At 44.0% G+C, this 20,169-nt stretch carries 17 protein-coding genes; 11 read left to right on the top strand and 6 right to left on the bottom strand.

What is annotated here, in order from left to right:
- Positions 1–85: 85 nt before the first annotated feature.
- Positions 86–808, top strand: a complete 723-nt coding sequence (locus DN068_RS14925) for a T9SS type A sorting domain-containing protein (RefSeq protein WP_110999731.1) — start codon at positions 86–88, stop codon at positions 806–808.
- Between the two features lie 207 nt (positions 809–1,015).
- Here the strand turns inward: DN068_RS14925 and recJ are convergent, their stop codons facing one another.
- Positions 1,016–2,767, bottom strand: coding sequence for a single-stranded-DNA-specific exonuclease RecJ (recJ, locus tag DN068_RS14920; protein WP_243630264.1), 1,752 nt, complete (start codon positions 2,765–2,767; stop codon positions 1,016–1,018).
- The gene (locus DN068_RS14915) at positions 2,718–4,097 is read right to left on the bottom strand and encodes an FAD-dependent oxidoreductase (protein WP_110999730.1); all 1,380 of its coding nucleotides are present in this window, start codon (positions 4,095–4,097) and stop codon (positions 2,718–2,720) included. Before DN068_RS14915 ends, recJ begins: the two co-directional genes overlap by 50 nt.
- A gap of 199 nt (positions 4,098–4,296) precedes the next feature.
- On the opposite strand from DN068_RS14915, the gene lepB reads away from it, so the two are divergent.
- From lepB to DN068_RS14865, 10 genes are all read left to right on the top strand, one after another.
- Positions 4,297–5,514, top strand: a complete 1,218-nt coding sequence (gene lepB, locus DN068_RS14910; RefSeq protein WP_110999729.1) for a signal peptidase I — start codon at positions 4,297–4,299, stop codon at positions 5,512–5,514.
- Between the two features lie 4 nt (positions 5,515–5,518).
- The gene (locus DN068_RS14905) at positions 5,519–5,914 is read left to right on the top strand and encodes a c-type cytochrome (protein ID WP_110999728.1); all 396 of its coding nucleotides are present in this window, start codon (positions 5,519–5,521) and stop codon (positions 5,912–5,914) included.
- 203 nt (positions 5,915–6,117) lie between these two features.
- Positions 6,118–7,209 carry a class I SAM-dependent methyltransferase gene (locus tag DN068_RS14900; RefSeq protein WP_110999727.1) on the top strand — a complete coding sequence of 364 codons (1,092 nt, stop codon included), beginning with the start codon at positions 6,118–6,120 and terminating at the stop codon, positions 7,207–7,209.
- Between the two features lie 39 nt (positions 7,210–7,248).
- Positions 7,249–8,490: an NAD(P)/FAD-dependent oxidoreductase gene (locus DN068_RS14895; protein ID WP_110999726.1), complete on the top strand. Its 1,242-nt coding sequence runs from the start codon at positions 7,249–7,251 to the stop codon at positions 8,488–8,490.
- Complete coding sequence (locus DN068_RS14890; RefSeq protein ID WP_110999725.1) at positions 8,490–9,107, top strand: beta-ketoacyl-[acyl-carrier-protein] synthase family protein; 618 nt, start codon at positions 8,490–8,492, stop codon at positions 9,105–9,107. The genes DN068_RS14895 and DN068_RS14890 overlap by 1 nt, the downstream gene beginning before the upstream one ends.
- A 10-nt stretch (positions 9,108–9,117) precedes the next feature.
- On the top strand, positions 9,118–10,314 hold the full coding sequence (locus DN068_RS14885) for a beta-ketoacyl-[acyl-carrier-protein] synthase family protein (protein WP_110999724.1): 1,197 nt from the start codon (positions 9,118–9,120) through the stop codon (positions 10,312–10,314).
- A gap of 2 nt (positions 10,315–10,316) precedes the next feature.
- A complete protein-coding gene (locus DN068_RS14880; RefSeq protein WP_165836410.1) occupies positions 10,317–11,351 on the top strand; it encodes a beta-ketoacyl synthase N-terminal-like domain-containing protein in 1,035 nt (344 codons plus the stop codon).
- A gap of 452 nt (positions 11,352–11,803) precedes the next feature.
- The gene (gene uvrB / locus DN068_RS14875) at positions 11,804–13,834 is read left to right on the top strand and encodes an excinuclease ABC subunit UvrB (RefSeq protein ID WP_110999722.1); all 2,031 of its coding nucleotides are present in this window, start codon (positions 11,804–11,806) and stop codon (positions 13,832–13,834) included.
- A gap of 184 nt (positions 13,835–14,018) precedes the next feature.
- Positions 14,019–16,481, top strand: a complete 2,463-nt coding sequence (locus DN068_RS14870) for a gliding motility-associated C-terminal domain-containing protein (protein ID WP_110999721.1) — start codon at positions 14,019–14,021, stop codon at positions 16,479–16,481.
- Between the two features lie 100 nt (positions 16,482–16,581).
- A complete protein-coding gene (locus DN068_RS14865) occupies positions 16,582–17,358 on the top strand; it encodes a C1 family peptidase (protein ID WP_110999720.1) in 777 nt (258 codons plus the stop codon).
- Here DN068_RS14865 and DN068_RS14860 read toward each other — a convergent pair.
- The 4 genes from DN068_RS14860 to DN068_RS14845 form a co-directional block, all read right to left on the bottom strand.
- On the bottom strand, positions 17,355–17,768 hold the full coding sequence (locus DN068_RS14860) for an EamA family transporter (protein WP_110999719.1): 414 nt from the start codon (positions 17,766–17,768) through the stop codon (positions 17,355–17,357). The two genes, DN068_RS14865 and DN068_RS14860, sit on opposite strands and share 4 nt — an antisense overlap.
- 235 nt (positions 17,769–18,003) lie before the next feature.
- The gene (locus DN068_RS14855; RefSeq protein ID WP_110999718.1) at positions 18,004–18,834 is read right to left on the bottom strand and encodes a hypothetical protein; all 831 of its coding nucleotides are present in this window, start codon (positions 18,832–18,834) and stop codon (positions 18,004–18,006) included.
- Positions 18,835–18,843: 9 nt separating this feature from the next.
- Positions 18,844–19,635, bottom strand: a complete 792-nt coding sequence (locus tag DN068_RS14850) for an anti-sigma factor (RefSeq protein ID WP_110999717.1) — start codon at positions 19,633–19,635, stop codon at positions 18,844–18,846.
- Positions 19,636–19,646: 11 nt separating this feature from the next.
- Positions 19,647–20,126, bottom strand: a complete 480-nt coding sequence (locus DN068_RS14845; protein ID WP_110999716.1) for an RNA polymerase sigma factor — start codon at positions 20,124–20,126, stop codon at positions 19,647–19,649.
- Positions 20,127–20,169 lie beyond the last annotated feature (43 nt).

Raw genomic sequence — 20,169 nt, 5'->3', positions numbered from 1 at the left:
CGTGTCAAATCATATTTGGTGATATTTCATAAACATTTTAACTTGCATGATTACACAGAACTTAATTTAATTTAGAATACTGATTATGAAGAAGTTTTTACTCATGGCTATTGGTTGTGTTGCACTTGCAGGTAGCACAGTTAAGGCACAAACATCATTTACAACTCCTTACGATACAGTTACCGTAAACTATGTATTGGGTGGGGGAACAGTGAACGTAGCTAACGATATCACCAATATTTCAAATAGCGCGATTAAGATCAACTGGAAGGTTGTGAGTCATAATTTACCAAATGATTGGTTGGTAGGCAACTGGACGGGTCTTTGCGATAATGTTACTTGTTATTCAACAAGTAATCCAATTGCTAATACGGTGACTTCTGCAGATTATCCGCCGAATAGCAAAAATGGTGATTTCCACTTGCAGCTTAGTGCACCGCTTACTGCAACACAGGGTCTTTTTTATATCACGGTTAACCTGTCAAGCACAGGTGGTGGTACAAAAAACATCACATTCGTGTTCAGAACAGCAACATCGACAGCGGTTCCTAACATTGGTAAATCATCTGATGATGTGAAACTGTATCCAAACCCGGCTCACAACTCAGTAAATGTTGAGTTTGATCCGAATGCGGGTGTTAAACTGATTTCTGTTTACAACCTGATCGGTAAACCAGTGAGCACTTTCCGTGTAAACGGCAGCAGCGCACAACTGGACATCAGCGATATTCCTGCAGGTGTTTATTTCATCCGTCTGATGGATGCTCAAAATCACGTGCTTGACACACGCAAATTCACTCGTCAGTAATTCACTACGATATAAACTTGAAAAGGTTGTTCCAATCGGAACAACCTTTTTTGTTTTAAGCTATTGACGCGGGAGAGCACTGCACTTTGTGTCCGGGTTATCACCAGTCTCTGAGTACAACAAAAAAAGCAACGAGGTTGTCTCATCTGAGACAACCTCGTTGCTTTAATTTATCGACGAAATCTAAAATCGGACATCCGTCATCTGCTATCTGGATGGTTTAATGTCCAGCACTTTGATCTGCAATTTCGTTTGACCGTTAAATTCATTTTCATCCAGCGTATATACCATATCAAACGGTCCGTTATTTACGATTTCATATTTCTCGCCAATGCCAAAACCAATACCGTCAATTGTTTCACCCGTATGCTGATGTACGACAAATTTCAGATGCTGTTCTTTCACAACGCGTGAATGACCTCTGAAGTCATAAACATTGCGGGTAAGAAACACCGGACGAAGGTTATTTGGGCCGAATGGCTCAAACTGTTTCAGAATATTATAGAACGAAGGTCGGATATCGCTGATGCGCAGCTCTGCGTCGATTTGTATTTCGGGAATGAGTAGTTCCGGTGAAATAGTTTGAGACACGACTTGTTCAAAACGTTCTGCAAAGGCGGCTACCACGTCAGGGTGCATAGTCATGCCTGCAGCATAGAAGTGGCCACCGTAGTTTTCCAATAAATCGCGGCATTCATGGATAGCTTCATAAATATTGAATCCGCTAATGGAGCGCGCCGAACCGGTTACTTTTCCATTTGATTCAGTAAGAATGATCGTTGGGCGGTAAAAATGATCAATTAAACGGGACGCAACGATACCGACCACTCCTTTGTGCCAGTGCGGCTGAAAGAGTACGGTAGATTTACGAGCCATCATTGCATCGTCACCTAGAATCAGATTAAGAGCTTCCTGCGTGATGTTTTTATCAATTTCCTTTCGCTCGAAATTGTCGGAATGCAGTGAATCCGCCAACACTTTTATTTTTTCTTCATCTCGCTCAATAAAAAGTTCCACTGCTTTCTTGGCATCGTCCATCCGGCCGGCAGCGTTTACTCTCGGGCCGATGACAAATACCAGATCTGCGATATGCAACGTACGACTGGTACCTGCAGTTTCCTTAAGCGTTTTGATGGCCAGTGAAGGATTTTCATTCACTTTTTTCATGCCATAAAAAGCCAGCACGCGGTTCTCCTCATCAATTGGAACGATATCAGCAGCAATACTTGTCGCCACCAGATCCAGATATTGATAAGCACTTTCCATTGGTAATTTCCAGTGCATTGCCAGTGCTGTGATCAGTTTAAAACCGATACCGCAGCCGCTGAGTTCTTTATATGGATAAGGGCAATCTGTTTGCTTTGGATTCAGGATTGCCAGAGCCGGTGGTAAATTATTATCAGGCAAGTGGTGGTCACAGACAATCACGTCAATGCCCAGCGATTGCGCGTACCCGATCAGCTCCGCAGATTTGATACCGCAGTCGAGCGTGATGATCAGGTGATATCCATTCGCGTGCGCGAAGTCGATACCTTGTTTCGAAACACCGTAACCTTCACGGTAACGGTGCGGAATATAATAAGTAAGGTCTCCCTTATAATGTGTTTTCAGGAAGTCATAAACCACCGCAACGGCAGTAGTGCCGTCCACATCATAGTCACCATACACCATGATACGCTCGTGCCATTCTATCGCTTCCGAAATACGTTGCACTGCCTGTTTCATTCCCTTCATCAGGAAAGGATCATGCAGGTGGCTTAATTCCGGGCGAAAGAATGTTTTCGCAGATTCAAAATCATGGATGCCGCGAACGGCGAGCAACGTATGAATAGCAGGGCTTACATTGGGTAAATCTTTGCTAAGTTGCTGTACAAATGATGAATCAGCCTGTTTAAGTGTCCATCGTTTATCACGCATTGTTGCCAAAGTCCAGTTGTTGTACCGACCGGTGATAGTCATTGATCCACTGGTCGAGTTTCAGATCAAATTCCTGCTCCTGTATATTATGGAAGAAGTCGCCCTCCTGCATAATGCGCGCCAGCAATTTGTCTTGCGCCTGAATACAGCTGAGTGCAGTATGATATGGTGTGTGGCTGAAGGATACCATTTCATACACAGAAATGAAATGATTCGGGTATCGTTTGCCTAATTCTTTTTCAATTTTCTTTCTTTCGAGGAATGCCGGTTCTGCTACTTTATCACGCATTTCAATAAAGTTTTGCAGCGCCAGTTGAGCTACCGCATCACCATTTGGTTTGCGTTTTTTCTCGTACACATCCAGGATTGTTTTCCAGTCGTCGCCATATTCATCCAATAGTGCAGATAACACCGAACAGTCTTCAAAGCCAGCGTTCATGCCCTGTCCGTAGAAAGGAACAATAGCATGTGCCGCGTCGCCAATCAATGCGCTCTTATCCTGATAATGCCACGGAGAAATATGCGTAGTGATGAGTGAAGACGTAGGGTTGTTCATGAAGTCTTCAATGAATGTTGGCATCATGCCGATAGCATCCGGGAATTCTTTTTCGAAGAATGCTTTTACCTCTGCTTCTGTTTTTAATGATTGAAAAGAAGGATTGCCCTCGAATGGGAAGAACAAAGTACAAGTGAAACTACCATCAATATTTGGCAGTGCTATCAGCATGAAATTTTTACGCGGCCAGATGTGCAGCGCATGTTTTTCCATCTGAAAACCGCCATCTTTTGCGGCAGGGATATTTAATTCTTTATAGCCATGCTCAATGTAATGGTGTGCTGCATTCACACGGTCCATGTGCGTATAACTTGCACGCAGGCCGGAGAAAGCGCCGTCCGCGCCAAAGAGCAGATCAGCCACTACTGTTTGTTCTTTGCCGTTTTCGTCCTGCAGATGAACCGTATTTGTCGGAACATCTACTTTCAGACAACGCTGGTTGAAAACGATGGTTGCACCATTTTCTTCTGCCAGCGTCATTAATTTTTTATTGAGTTCGCCGCGACTTACAGAGTAAATTGCTTCGTTGTTTTTGCCATATTGCTGGAAAGCCGCAGTACCGTCTGCCTGATGGAGATAACGGCCATTCATCGGAATAGCGATCTTTTCCATTTCTTCCTTCAAGCCAGCCAGTTCCAGTGCATGCCATCCGCGCGTGCTCATCGCAAGGTTGATAGAGCGTCCTGCACCAATGTTTTCTTTACGCATGTCGGGGCGACGTTCGTAAATGGTAACGTTGTATCCTTTCTTTCTTAAAATAATTGCGAGCAGGGAACCGACGAGGCCGGCTCCTAATATGGTAACGGAACGAGGCATGATACTAAATCCTATTTTTTCGCAAAATAGTCAAAAAGGAGCATAGCAGGTAGTATATAAAAAGCAGGCATGCGGCGAAAGGAGGCAAACATTGTGTAATCAGAAGGCTATGGCATTTCTCCGTCATCCGCAATCGATTTAGTTTTAACTTTTATCTTTTATCTTTAGCCGTACTTTTGACCACATTATATCATTCTCTATGCAACTTGCCTTTTGGAAAAAGAATAAAAAGGACACAAAAAATAAAAAAAAGAAACCTGTTTGGCGTGAGTGGGTAGACGCTGCGGTTTTTGCGATTGTGGCAGCAACCATTATACGCACGTTTTTTGTAGAAGCCTACACCATCCCTACACCGTCCATGGAAGGCAGTATGCTGGTAAATGACTACTTGTTTGTCAGCAAATTATCTTACGGTCCGCGGGTGCCGATGACGCCGCTTGCAGTTCCGCTCGTTCATAATACCATGCCTATTACAGGCGGTAAATCATACACTGATGCTGTAAAATGGAAATACCATCGCTGGTGGGGTTTTGGAGATGTAGAGCGTTATGATGTAGTGGTATTTAACTTTCCAAATGGTGATACTGTTTTGAAAGAACAGCCAGAAGCCGATTATTATGCGCTTTGCCGCCGTTTTGGTCGCGATGCGGTGTTAAGTTCTGGTGATATTATTGTACGTCCGGTAGATAAAACGGATAACTATATTAAACGTTGTATCGGTATTCCGGGTGATAAACTGGAAGTAAGAGATGGTGTCGCTTACATCAATGATAAACCAACGCCAACATTCCCACACTCAAAAACAACCTTCCTCGTAAAATCAAATTCCGGCGGTCTGTCGGCTGATTTTATGGAGCGCAGCAATATTGATCAGGATCCATCTTTTGCGCCAGGCGACGCGCAGAGCTTTTACTACATGATGGAAAACGATCAGGTAGATGTGGTAAAACAACAACCTGGCGTGGCTTCTGTAACGCCTGCGTTTTATCCTAAAGGTTTTGTAGAAGCAGAATATCTGCCGTTCCCTTATGATACAGCGAACTACAAATGGAACCGCGATAATTATGGTCCGCTGATGATTCCTAAAAAAGGAACAACGATCACATTGACGCCGCAAAATATTTCTATTTATCGTCGCATCATTGGTGTGTACGAAGGCAACACGCTGGAAGAAAAAGGTGGACAGTTTATCATCAATGGTCAGGCTGCAACGAGCTATACCTTTAAAATGGATTATTACTGGATGATGGGTGATAACCGTCATAATTCACTGGATTCTCGTTATTGGGGCTTTGTGCCGGAAGATCACGTAGTGGGTAAGGCATGGTTTGTATGGCTGAGCTATGGCAAGGAAGGAATGTTTAAAGATTTCCGCTGGCGCCGCATCTTCCGTAGTATTCATTCTTTAGAAAAATAGTTTCATGAAACGACGTTTATTGATCTTATCTGCACTGGTGGCAAGTACGTATTTTTTTGCCTGTAACAATTCGGGAAACAATACTTCTTCTAATCCATATACAGAGACTCCTAAAATGAGTGAAGGAAAAGCTCTTTTTGTCAACAACTGTGCGATCTGTCACGATATGAAGCAAGATAAAACCGGCCCGAAGCTGGAAGGTGTGTTCGATAGATGGAATAATGACACGACGAAGATGAAAGCCTTTATCCGCAATAGTTCCGCAGTGATCGCTTCAGGCGATCAGTATACGACGGATCTGTTTCATAAATGGGCGAGTACGGTAATGACACCGTTCCCGAATCTGACGGATGATGAATTGAATAAGATTGTGGATTACCTGAAAAATGGTGATATATAGACTTGAAGTCAAAATTCAAAAATAAAAAAGTACACGGTCGGATGGCTCCAAAGTCGTCCGACCGTTTTTCTTTGTTTTCTGTTTGGCTGCGAACAGCCGCCGAAAATCAAAAAATCAAACATCAGCGATCCGAGATTCCGACGTTTCAGTTAAATTGCGCGTTGAAAACGCCAGGATTCCCTGTTTTAAAATAATTAGATTGTATGTCGGAAGTATCAGTAAAAAAGCCCGCATTGTTTGAAGACGATAAAATGAGTGCCCTCGAAGCTATTTCGCAGGCGCAGTTTATAGCATTTGCCCCATATGTATTTCAGGCTTCCATGCTTTTGAGAGATAAAGGAATTCTGAAAGAAGTAGAAGCCTCCCGCCAAAATGGAATCACCATTGAAGCGCTGGAAGCAAAATTGAATTTGCCGCACTACACGCTGCGGATTTTACTGGAAGCAGGACTGGGCATAAAGCTTGTTTATCGCAAAGAAGACAAATATTTTCTATCGAAACTGGGTCATTTCTTCCTGAATCATCCGATGACACGTGTAAATGCCGATTTTATGCGTGATGTGTGTTATGATGGCGCGCAAGATCTGGATCAAAGTCTGACCGACGGAAAACCGCGTGGCCTGAGACATCTCGGCAGCTGGGATACCATCTATCAGGGACTTTCCATACTCCCCGAACCTGCGCATAGCAGCTGGTTTAACTTTGACCATTATTATTCCGATAATGCTTTTCCTGAAGCGTTACCAATAGTGTTTGAATCTGCACCGAAAAAAGTAATGGACATCGGTGCAAACACTGGAAAATTTACACTCTCTTGTCTGAACTATGATAAAGAAGTGCATGTCGGTTTAGTGGACTTGCAGGTGCAACTGAACGTAGCACAGAAGAATATAGAAGCCGAAGGATTCGGTGACCGTGTTTCTTATCATACCTGCAATGTGCTGGATGCAGCGTCCAGACTGCCCACAGGATTTGATATTATCTGGATGAGTCAGTTTCTCGATTGCTTTGCTGACGACGAAATCGTTTCGATTTTGCAGAAATGCCATGAAGCATTGCCTGACAATGGCCACGTGTTTATCAACGAAACTTTTTGGGATCGTCAGAAGTTTGAAGCATCGGCATTTAGCCTGCAAATGACTTCGTTATATTTTACCACTATGGCCAATGGCAACAGCCAGATGTACGATAGTGCTGTTTTTTTGAAATTGGTCGATCGGGCAGGTTTTGAAGTAACAAAAGATATTGATAATTTGGGGGTGAGTCACACTATATTGGTGTTGAAGAAAAAATAACTGTTCCGAAATTATTTCTAAAATATAATCTCTATTAGCATGCAGAAAAACGTTGATGTTCTGGTAATTGGAGCAGGTCCGTCAGGAAGTATTGCAGCCGCCATATTGCATAAGGCAGGGTTGAAAGTTCAGGTAGTAGAAAAAATGACTTTTCCGCGCTTTGTGATCGGCGAAAGTTTATTGCCACGCTGCATGGAAGCGTTGGAAGAAGCAGAATTGCTGGATGCTGTGAAAGCGAAAAACTTTCAGCAGAAGGACGGCGCCAAATTTGTGATGAATGATCAGATTTGCGATTTCAATTTTTCGCAGCAGTTTACCGACGGCTGGCGTTGGACCTGGCAGGTTCCCCGCGCAGAGTTTGATAAAGTGCTGGCGGATGAAATAGTGCGCAAAGGCGTTGATATTGCTTATCAGACAGAAGTTACAGACGTTCAGATATTCGATGACCATAGTATCACTACGGTGAAAACGGCTGATGGCAGTGAAGAAAAAATACAAGCCCGGTTTATTATTGACGGCAGTGGCTATGGCCGCGTGATTCCCACACTGTTCGGTTTAAACAGAGAATCTACACAGGCTCCGCGCAGAGCGGTTTTCTGCCATATCACCGATCCTAAACGCAGCGAGGCTTTCGAACCAAACCGCATTATTATTTATGTACACGATCCGAAAACATGGATCTGGGTAATTCCTTTCTCTAACGGAAATACATCGGTCGGTTATGTAGGTGATCCGGAATTTTTTGAGAAGTACGAAAGTGAAGATATGGCAACGATGTATCGCAAATTGCTTGCGGCACAGCCTGAATTGAAGGATCGTTTCGGTGATTCTGAACTGGCGTGGGAACAGCCACGTACACTGCAGAGCTGGAGCTCAACAACAGATACTTTCTACGGAAAAGGTTTTGTGCTGACGGGCAACGTTACCGAATTCCTTGATCCGGTATTCTCTTCAGGTGTAACACTGGCTTCGGTTTCAGCGCAGATGGCTGCTAACCTGGTGATCCGTCATCTGAAAGGTGAAGAGATCGATTGGGAAAACGATTACATGAAGAAAATGCAGCTCGGCGTAGATGTATTCCGCACTTATGTAAACGGCTGGTACGACGGTACTTTGTTTAAAGTGTTCTTCGCAGAAAACCGCAATCCCGACATCATGGCTCAGATTTGCTCTGTACTGGCAGGTTATGTTTGGGATGAAAACAATCCGTTTGTAAAAAATCACGAAAAGAATGTGCGAACTTTGGCGCGCTATCTCGATACGCAGCAAACGAATGCATAATGAATGATCATTTGACCATATTGCACTATGTGCGCATTAATAAAACAAAAGCGGAGAAAGACAATACTCCGCTTTTGTCGTCAACAGCCGGTTGGCAACCCGACGAATGGTATCGTGCATTGGAACATCCGTACCTGAAATTTTTCAAGATGGACGTGTTATCGAAATGGGCGTGGCTTGGGGCTGAAATTTTGCTTTCCAAACAAGCTAAACAAGAAGGGTTTATTTACGAGGGACTGGATAAAAATAAAATTGGCGTAGTGCTGATGACGACACAAGGCTGTCTGGAAGTAGATAAGAAATACTTGCAGACCGTTTCCCAGATAGCCAGTCCGGCGTTGTTTGTGTATACTTTGCCAAACATCATGCTCGGTGAAATCTGTATCCGGCATGGTTTTAAAGGTGAACAATTATCGCAGGTTACAGACGGGTTTGACGGTGAATCCATTCAATTTTGGGTAAACGATCTGATGAAAAATAAAGATGTAGATGCTTGCCTGTGTGGCTATGTAGATGCAACAGATGCGGGTGCAGACCTTTGTCTTTTCTGGATTGAAAAAAATAAACAGGGCGTTGCATTCACTGCAGCACATTTAGAAACGCTCTATAAACAATAAGAACAGCTTCATGAAACAATCGGCATACATTGTGGGTACAGGCATTATCAGCGCGATCGGTATGAATACGGCCAGTTGTCTTGCTTCGCTGGTGAATAAAACGCCGGGGATTGATAAAGCCCGTTTTTTACAAACACATTGGCAGGATGAATTGCCTGTGGCGGAAGTGAAATTCAGCAACGAAGATCTTGCTAAAATGGCTGATGTGGATCAACAATGGCCACGTACCGCATTATTGAGTATGATTGCTGCAAAAGAAGCATGGTTACCGTTTCAGGAAACTGCGAAAGGGTTACGCACCGGTTTTTTCTCTGCGAATACTGTTGGCGGAATGGATTTGACCGAACAATTTTATCCTGAATATTTAAAAGACAATAACACTGGTGAAAATGCCATGTTCGTCAATCACGAATGTGGTGCCATAACAGAGCTGGTCGCTGAAGCACTCGATATTCACGATTTCGTTACGACAATCAGTACTGCTTGTTCTTCTTCTGCGAACAGTATTATGATGGCGGCGCAAATGATCGGAAATGGTATGCTTGATATTGCGATTGCAGGCGGTGCGGATTGCTTGTCGAAGTTTACACTTAATGGATTTAATACGTTGATGATCCTCGATAAGCAGCCTTGTCAACCGTTCGATCAAAACCGTCGTGGTTTGAATCTCGGAGAGGGTGCGGGTTACGTGGTATTGATGAGTGAGAAAGCGATGCAGCAATGTAACGCCAAAGCTATTTGTACGCTCAGCGGTTATGCCAATGCCAACGATGCGTATCATCAGACTGCTTCGTCACCAGATGGAATCGGCAATAAATTAGCAATGCAGGGCGCAATGAAGATTGCAGGTATTGAGGCAAAAGATATCAGCTACATCAATCTTCACGGAACGGGAACGGCAAACAATGATAGTTCCGAAGGCAAAGCAATCGAGCAAATATTTGGCAGTAATATTCCGATGGCGTCTTCAACCAAAGCATACACCGGTCACACACTAGGTGCAGCCGCCGGAGTAGAAGCCGTTTTCAGCGTGCTCAGCATTCGTGATGGTATTGTTTATCCGAATCTCCGCTTTGAAACGCCAATGGAAGATATCAGCTGGCAGCCGGTTACAGAATTAAAGACCGGGCAGGACATTCAGCATGTACTTTCCAATTCATTTGGTTTCGGTGGTAATTGTTCGTCTTTGGTTTTCTCAAAATGCTAAACATGGATTTGTATATACACAGCGCAGGATGGATCAGTGCAGCTGGCACACAAAAGGAAGACGGATTTTTACCGGAGGCTTTTTCTTACGAAGGTAATCGTCTGAATGCGCAAGAACCGGATTATACAGGCATGATTCCGCCGATGCAATTGCGTCGTATGAGCAAAGTAGTGCGTATGGGCATTGCTGCTACCAGGCTTGCATTGAAAAATGCCGGTATTGAGCAGCCAGATGCAATATCTGTTGGTACTGCAATGGGCTGTCTGCAAGACACGGAAACCTTCTTGAATAAACTGGTGACGCAGAACGAGCAAATGCTTACACCAACGGCGTTTATACAATCTACGCATAATACCGTAGCGGGACAGATAGCGTTGTTACTCGGCTGTCACGGACATAATCTCACTTATGTGCATCGTGGTCATTCATTTGAACACGCGCTCATCAATACGCAATTATATCTGCAGCAGCATCCAGACCAGGTGGTATTGGCTGGTGGTTTAGATGAATTAATTAATACCAGTGAAACGCTGATGCAGCGTGCAGGTGTTTATACTACTGAAAGTGTAAAACCAGAGTATTTATTGCAGCAGTCTTTAAATGGAACTGTTGCGGGCGAAGGTGCAGCGTTTATGACGGTGAGTTTAAAGCCTTCGGCAAATGCACTGAAAGTGGAACAGCTGCATTTATTTAAAGCTAAAAATATAGAGCAGGCATTGGAACAATTTGCCGCGCTGGGTTTTGAAAACGTAAATGCTGATCTGGTTGTTTTTGGTAAAAGTGGTGATGAACACACGGGCTTGTACAACGAGTTACAGCAACAGTATTTTTCCAAACAACCAATTGCTGCCTATAAACATCAGACGGGTGAGTTCGGAACCAGCAGCGCGCTGGGCCTGGCGTTCATTACGGAGATGGTGCAAAAGAATATTGTTCCGGATCAATTACTGATCGCAGGTGAAAAACCCTCCTCGATTAAGAAAGTTATTTTCATTAATCACTATTTGAATCACTATAGTTGCTGGGTGCTAGGTTAGTGAAACGGCAAACGTGAAATGTCAAAACTTATTGCCGTTCGGCTAACGTGGGATTTTCAATCCTGGTCTTTATTCAAAAAAACGGATCAGAGATCCTCGTCATCAGTCGTTCGAGATGCGCTGATGCTAACATCTCGAACAGCGGATTTTCAATCCTGGTCTTTATTCAAAAAAACGGATCAGAGATCCTTATCATCAGTCGTTCGAGATGCGCTGACGCTAACATCTCGAACAGCACTGAAAAATAGTACGTACTATTTCCTCAACTAGTACGTACTATTTGCCCAACTAATACGTACTATTTCTATGACTAGTACGTACTAGTTGAAGAACTCGCGCCGGGCAGTGTTTTATGCGACCGGTGTATGCGCTGTATTTTGACGTTTGACGTTTCACTTTTGACGAAACCGCCCTTGCGCGAGGAATGACAAAAAAAGCCGAAATTCGTTTATATGAGCTTTAACATAGAACGTCCGTATGCTCCGGCGGGTGATCAGCCGGAAGCAATACGTCAGTTGGTGAAGGGAATTAATGAAGAAGAACAGTTTCAGACATTACTGGGGGTAACAGGGTCGGGAAAGACGTTTACAATGGCAAATGTGATACAGGAGGTGAAAAAGCCGACGCTTGTACTCACGCACAACAAAACGCTGGTGGCACAGCTCTATGGCGAATTCCGCCAATTCTTTCCAAACAATGCAGTAGAATATTTCGTTTCCTACTACGATTATTATCAGCCGGAAGCGTATATGCCTACTTCCGATACATACATCGAAAAAGACCTTTCCATTAACGATGAACTGGAAAAGCTACGTCTGCGGGCAACGTCCAGCTTGCTGAGCGGCCGCCGGGACATTATAGTGGTTGCTTCGGTGTCTTGTATATATGGTATGGGTAACCCGACCGAATATGCCAATGGTATTATCCGTATTAATCAGGGCGATTCTGTAGGTCGTAATCAATTCCTGCACAAGTTGGTGAATTCATTGTACACCCGCAGTCAGCTGGAATTTACCAGAGGTAGTTTCCGTGTGCAGGGCGATACGGTAGACATTAACCTGCCTTATGTAGATTATGGTTATCGTATTACTTTCTTCGGAGATGAAATTGAAGAGATCGAAAGCTTCGAAATCGAGTCAGGCAAGCGTATAGGTAAAATGGGCAATGCGGCGATCTTTCCTGCTAACCTTTATCTGGCGCCGAAAGATCAGATGATACAGATCCTGCACGAAATCCAGGATGAGATGAATGCGCAGGTCGATTATTTTAAAAGTATCGGTAAGCCGCTGGAAGCGCAGCGTATTAAAGAGCGCGTAAACTATGATCTGGAAATGATCCGCGAACTGGGCTTCTGTAGCGGTATTGAAAACTATTCCCGCTTCCTGGATCGCCGCAGGCCCGGCACACGTCCGTTCTGCTTACTTGATTATTTCCCGGATGATTTCTTGTTGGTGGTAGATGAAAGCCACGTAACGATTCCGCAGATCAGTGGTATGTATGGCGGCGACCGTTCGCGTAAGCTGAACCTCGTAGAATATGGTTTCCGTTTGCCTTCTGCATTAGATAACCGTCCGCTCAATTTTCATGAATTTGAACAACTGGTAAATCAAGCGGTATTCGTGAGCGCCACGCCGGGTAAATATGAATTGGAGCAAACGGGTGGTGTAGTGGTTGAGCAGATCGTTCGCCCAACAGGTTTATTGGATCCGCCAATTGAAATTCGTCCGAGTATTAACCAGATTGATGATTTGCTGGAAGAAATCGATAAAAGGGTGCTGAAAGGAGACCGTGTTTTGGTGACGACGCTGACCAAGCGCATGGCAGAGGAAATGGATAAATACCTGAAACGCATCAATGTAAAATCAAAATACATTCACTCTGAGGTCGATACACTGGAACGCGTGGAAATTCTCCGCGATCTCCGACTCGGTGTGATTGATGTGTTGGTGGGGGTAAACCTCCTCAGGGAAGGGCTCGATCTGCCGGAAGTTTCCTTAATGGCTATTCTTGATGCCGATAAAGAAGGTTTCCTTCGTGATGAACGATCGCTGACACAGATGGCTGGCCGCGCGGCCCGTAATGCGGAAGGGCTGGTAATCTTTTATGCGGATAAAATAACTGACAGCATGCAGCGCACGATCGATGAAACAAACCGCCGCCGCGAAAAGCAGGTACAATATAATACAGAGCATAATATTACTCCGCAGACTGTACGCAAGTCAAAAGAGCAAATATTTAAGCAAACTTCGGTTCTGGATATTAAAGGATATGATGACCACCATAAATATGCTGTCCATGAGGAACTTACGGCCAATGCAGCTGAAGGGCCGGGGGAATACAAAACCATCGCGCAACTGGATAAACTGATCGTTCAAACCAAGAAAAATATGGAGAAAGCGGCTAAGGATATGGACTTTATGGAGGCTGCACGTCTCAGAGATGAGCTATTCAGGTTACAGAAGGAGCGGGAGGCTATGAAATGAATTAATTAATAAAAAATGGGGAGTACCGACTACAACTATTGAGGAAAGTAATTAACTTAGATTTAACTGTCAGCCAACTATTATATAATTTTTACCTGTCTATATACTCTGTTCGCGATAAAAAACGATTTTTTGTCGACCAAGAGGCTGAAAGGATATTGTTTAATCAGTTAATTTCTTTCTTATGAATAGAAAAGGTTACATACCTAGAATCTTACTATCACTATTATGTTTGCTTTCCTTTACGATTGCGGAAGCGCAGGTGGTTATTACCACACCAGATACATTGATATGCCCGGGGACTTCGGCGACATTGCGCGCGAAGCTTACGGGGCGTAACGGTATACCGGTGTCTTTGTCGGATGACTATTTTACAGGCGTCATACCGATTGGTTTCTCTTTTAACTTCTACGGGAACTCCTACACAAAATGTACGTTCTCCTCTAACGGCTACATCAGTTTCGATACAGCCCGCGCCAACCAGCCTTCGGCATGGGTAATTTCCCAGGGTATTCCGGGTAACAGTGATGTGTACAACTGTATCATGGGACACTATGCAGATATCTATCCAACGCCGCCGGGTGTAGCGCCAGGTACGCTGGATTATTGTACTGTTGGTACTGCGCCAAACAGAGAGTTTGTACTTTCTTTCTGTGATGCGCCGATGTATTCCTGTACCACCGTGCGTACTTCTTTTCAGATTATTTTACACGAGACAAGCAATAAAATAGATATTCACCTCGGTAATAAACCGCTTTGTACCGGATGGAACAGTGGTGCAGGTATAGAAGGCGTTCAAAACGCCACAGGTTCTGATGCAGTTCCGGTTCCGGGCAGAAACTATCCGGGTACATGGACTGCATTCCACAGTTCTAATCAGTTTACGCCGACTACAATGTCTAGTGGTGCGGCCACTTACACCGTGTCGTCAATTGCATACGCTCCGGTTCCTAATGGTAATGCGCCAATTAACTGGTACACTTTAGCGGGTACCCTTGTAGGTACAGGTGATACTGTGGTTGTAAGTCCGGCAACTACTACTACTTACATCGCATTAGTAACAAGCTGTTCTGATACGATGAGAGATACCGTAACTGTAACAGTAGGTGCTACCGGCCCTGGTGGTATTGGTCCGAACATTGACTCTATAAATTTTGTAAACCCGACTTACTGTGGTAATAACGATGGTTACATCCACGTATACGGTCTGGCTGCAAATACGCCGCACACTGTTATGTACACTAAAAACGGTACTGCAGTTACGCCTTATACACTTACTTCAAATGCACAGGGCATCATCACGATCAATAACCTTACAGCGGGTGTCTATAATGACATTAAAGTGAAACGTGGCATTTGTGTTTCAAATGCAATGGGTCCGGTAACGCTGGTAGATCCGCCGCTCAATGCTGTATTTGACTATGTGATTCATTATGGTTGTACTTCTGATAGTTTAGTATTTACCAACCAGTCTAACGGTGGTGGTCCTTCTTACAAATATGTATGGTCATTCGGTGACGGTGCTCAGGATACAGTGGCTAATCCATCACATGTTTATACAACGCAGGCCGTTTACAATGTGACACTCATAGCAAGCAATCTGGTATGTGCAGATACGGAAACTAAATCAATCGATATCCGTCACCCGCTGATCGCTTCATTTACTACAAGTAAAGACTCTATCTGTCAGCAGAGCCAGGCGATTACATTTACCAGCACATCCATTGCTACAGGTCCTCATCAGGCCTGGGATTTCGGAGATGGCAGCCCGGCAGATACCAATCTGACTACACAGCACTATTATCAGCATGCGGGTGTTTACAACGTAGCGCTTTATGTGACTGATTTTGTTCCTTGTCAGGATACGGCTTACCGCACAATTGTAGTAGATTCTATTCCGTACGTAAATTTTACAACGAGTGATTCTGCACTGTGTATCGGTCAGGGAATTACTTTCATTCCTGATATGCTGACAATCGGTAATACCGGTTTACGTTGGGATTTCGGCGATGGCACCGTTACGCCAAATGCTAATCCTGCAAACCATGCGTATGACTCTGCAAGAACATACACAGTAAAACTGACCGCATTCTATAGAATTTGTCCGGATACATCCATTACCAAAGATGTTACGATCAAACCTTTCCCTCGTATTTATCTCGGCCCAGATACAGTAATGTGTCCGAATGCAGCGCCACTTGTACTTTACGATCGAATGAATGCTGTTGATCCTGCTGCTACCTGGTTATGGAATACCGGTGAAACAACAACGCATATTACGGCAACGCAGCCAGGGCATTATTCTGCTACCGTTTCCCTGAATGGTTGTAGCACATCAGATAGTATTGACGTACGGAAAGATTGTTACATTGATATCCCGAATTCATTCACTCCGAATAATGACGGTACCAATGATTACTTCTTCCCTCGTCAGCTCCTGTCACGTAGCGTAACATCGTTCCGTCTGGTTATATATAACCGTTGGGGACAAGAAATATTCGAAACATCCAGCATCGACGGACGTGGCTGGGATGGTAAATTCAACGAAAAAGAACAGCCTGAAGGCGTATATGTCTATCTGATAGACGTGCTGTTTGCCAACGGCGTAAAAGAGCACTATCAAGGCAATGTTACATTGCTACGGTAGTTTTTGTAAAAAATAGATCGCAAGAGCGGGGTCGTCTGGCCCCGCTTTTTTTATTCCCTCGAGTAAATATTATAATTTTATACATTATAATATTCATCTTATGCCACAGAGCAAATCACCATCAAAAAAACTGGGCTGGGTTCCCGACCTGCCGGACATCCGGGATTTTCGTTACCGCGCACCACAAAGGGTGCTGAAAGCTTTACCCACTAAAATAGACTATACAAAGAACTGCCCGCCGGTGTACAATCAGGGCGACCTCGGAAGTTGTACTGCCAATGCGATCGGCGGTGCTATTCAATTTGAACAGATGAAACAAGGCATTCCTAATTTTATTCCTTCCCGCTTATTTATTTATTACAATGAACGCGCTATTGAGCACACTGTAAACAGCGACGCCGGCGCGCAGATCAGAGATGGTATAAAAACGGTTAATAAAAACGGCGTTTGTCCGGAAACGATGTGGCCTTATGATGTAGGAAAATTCACGAAGAAGCCAATTGCAAAATGTTATACCGAAGCCTTGAAACATCAGGCACTGAGCTATATGCGACTTTCTAACACATTGCAGCAGCTCAAAGGCTGCCTTGCCGATGGCTATCCGTTTGTATTCGGGTTTACAGTTTACGATGCTTTTGAGAGCGATAAAGTGGCGAAAAGCGGACATTTATTGATGCCAGATACTTCTAAAGAAAAAGTAGTGGGTGGGCATGCCGTAATGTGCGTTGGCTACGACGAGAGTAAGCAGTGGTTTATCATCCGTAATTCATGGGGTACCGGTTGGGGGCTGAAAGGTTACTATACGATGCCTTATGCTTATCTGACCAACAGCGATCTTTGTGATGACTTCTGGACGATTCGTATTGTAGAATCCTAAAAAATAAGAACAATGGTGCCGGAAATGATAAGAAGGGCACCGATAGCTATTTTCCAGGTGATGACTTCTTTGAGAAAAATCACAGAAAGGATGATAGCTATCGCTACGCTGAGCTTATCTACCGGCGCCACTTGTGATACTTCACCGAGTTGCAGCGCTTTAAAATAAAATAACCAGGAACAACCGGTGGCAATACCGGAAAGGGTAAGAAACAACCAGTTTTGCCGTGTGAGTGAATGTATCTGCGGCACGCCGCCTTTCCACCAGACCCAGCTCCAGGCAATCACCAGAATAATAACCGTGCGAATAGCAGTAGCCAGATCTGAATCTACGCCTTTCATTCCCACCTTGGCGAAAATGGCTACCAACGCAGCAAAGGAAGCAGAGAGCAAAGCGTATATCCACCACATGACTGAAAAATTAAAAAGTCAGAAATCAAAAGTCAAAAGCAAAACTGGATAAAAGCTGAAGGCGTAGAGATTGGCCGGTCAATGATCTTCTGGTGGCCAAACATCTGATGTTCTTTTTTCAACTCCTCACTCAAATTTACAAATACAAATTGAGGTTTGACGTTTCACCTGTCTGGTGAGCGGAGTCGAAGCCGAAGCCACACTTCGTCTCCGCTCTGAGGTTACAATCGCGGCATTAAACGCCGCCGAAACGGATGCCAATCGCGAATGGGTGCTGATCGAGCGCGTTTTTATACAGATTGGTGAGCTGATAAGATGCGTAGAGGCGGAAATGTTTGTCAAGGCCAATTTCTCCGGTGAGGCAGGCATTAAAATCCTGGAAATTAAAGCTGTCGTGGTTTTTGTCCTTGCCACGTTCATCAGAGATTTGTTTTGTCCAGGACGAAAGACGGTAACCTCCGGTGATGCCAAAACCGTATACGCCCCAGAGTTTTTCAGATAAGCGGGTTTTGAAAGTAACGCCCAATGGAATGTTCAGAAAGTAAAAGCCGAGTTTATTTTTGCTGAACGAAATAGTGTCCATGATGACAGCGGGACTGGTATAGTTAACATAGCTAATTGGCTTATTAAAACGGAAATCATAGCTCTGAATACCGAAGCCGCTCGAGATAATAATTTTCTGATTTTTTGTCTGAAGCGCGTAGAATTTGAGCATTACAGGATAGATGTTTACGTTGACAGACTTCCCTTCACGCAAGCTGAAAAGATTGCTGTTTTTCTGGTCCTGATTTACCTGCAGGTAGGCCTGTGCGTCTGGTGAATTGTAGTTGGTTTTATCCTGGAGGTTGTTGATGCCGAGATCCAGCATGAAAAAAATCAACTCAATTTTTTTCCTTTTTTCATCCTTATTATAGGAAGTGATATGAATACCGTCACTGCCGATAGTTAGCGTATGGTCTGCATTTCCGGATTTACCGGAGTCAGTATTACTGATGTTGATAGTGTGCTGGCCGTATGCGATGGAACCGGCCATCAGGAGGATAAGGGTGATTGCTACGTTTTTCATAAAATGTTTTTAGAAGTTGACTTTAATTTCTTTACCACCGATGTTGAAACCCACACCGCTTGTTTTGATGTTTGCGGTAAGGTTCTTTACATCATGTACTTTGTCTGAGATGGCCTGTCCCAGTGCGTACATTGTTTCTTTGTTTTCATCTGATACGGGCATATGGCTTTTTCTAACCGGTTCTTTTGAATTAATGATAATAGGGTCTGCGGTTGCATATATATCGGATACATAAGGTTTCATATTCACAGCAAAGCCTTGTTCCGGCGCAGATTGCAGCATTGCGAGATTGCTTCTTTCCTGCGCTTTCTGGTTACGGCTTGCCTCTTCTATGGTTGTATGGGCATTCTGTTTTTTGCGGATTGTATTTTTTGCTGGCGCCAGTGTTGCCGGACGGCTGTTTATAGTGTCTGTCTGGTTAACGACAACTTTCGCTGCGATTGGTTGTGTTTTTGTGGCTTGTGGTTTCGTAACGGCTACGTTATTATTTAATGTTTTATCAGAACGATTCAGATTATAAATGCCAACACCCAGCAATAACGCCACACCAGCAGCCACTCCATATCTGATCCAGCCAAAAGCTATTGTTTTCTTCGCTGGTTCCGGATGTAAGAGGCTTTCTTTATTGGCGAAAACCAATTCCATTTCCGGTTCCAGACGGGTAGACATATAAGCGTTCAATTCACTTTCCAGTTCCGGATGTTCAGCCACAAAATCCAGTAGCTCATTGATTGCAGCCCCGGATAGTTCTCCGTCGGCATACAACATCATGTACTCTTCATAATTTTCAAACGTCACCATAGCAGCTTTTTTTAAATGATGTTTTCAACGTTAACGAGATAGGCTTTCAGTACTTTCCTGGCACGGTGCAAGTAAACTTTTACTTGAGATTCATTTAATCCTGTGATTTGAGCAATTTCCTCATAACGGTATCCTTCATAATCTTTCAGTAAAACCAATGCGCGCGATTGTTCGTCCAGTTGCGCCAGTGCTTTGTCAAGGATCTTCTTCAGGTCTGGGTTTTGAGGATGGGTGAGGTCGGTCCGTTCTGCTTCCTTATACACGATCTTTCCTTTTTTCCGGTAATTATCTACCGACTGCCGGTAGGTCACTTGAAACAGGAAGGCTTTTGCTTTTTCTTGCTGCACATCTCCACGCTTTTGCCATAACACTTCAAATGCACCCTGCACCACGTCACGGGCGTCTTCTTCATGCCCCGTACACTTGTACGCAAACCTGAAAAGAGCATCAGCCCATTGTTGTACGCAAGCATTATAGCTGTAAATGTCCATTCAATAAGTAAATCGGAGTGGATCGAAAAAAGTTACAAGAAAA

Origin of the sequence: Taibaiella soli (assembly GCF_003236175.1) — a bacterium.
Classification (GTDB): Bacteria; Bacteroidota; Bacteroidia; order Chitinophagales; family Chitinophagaceae; genus QKTW01.
This window is presented reverse-complemented; position numbering and strand designations above follow the sequence as displayed.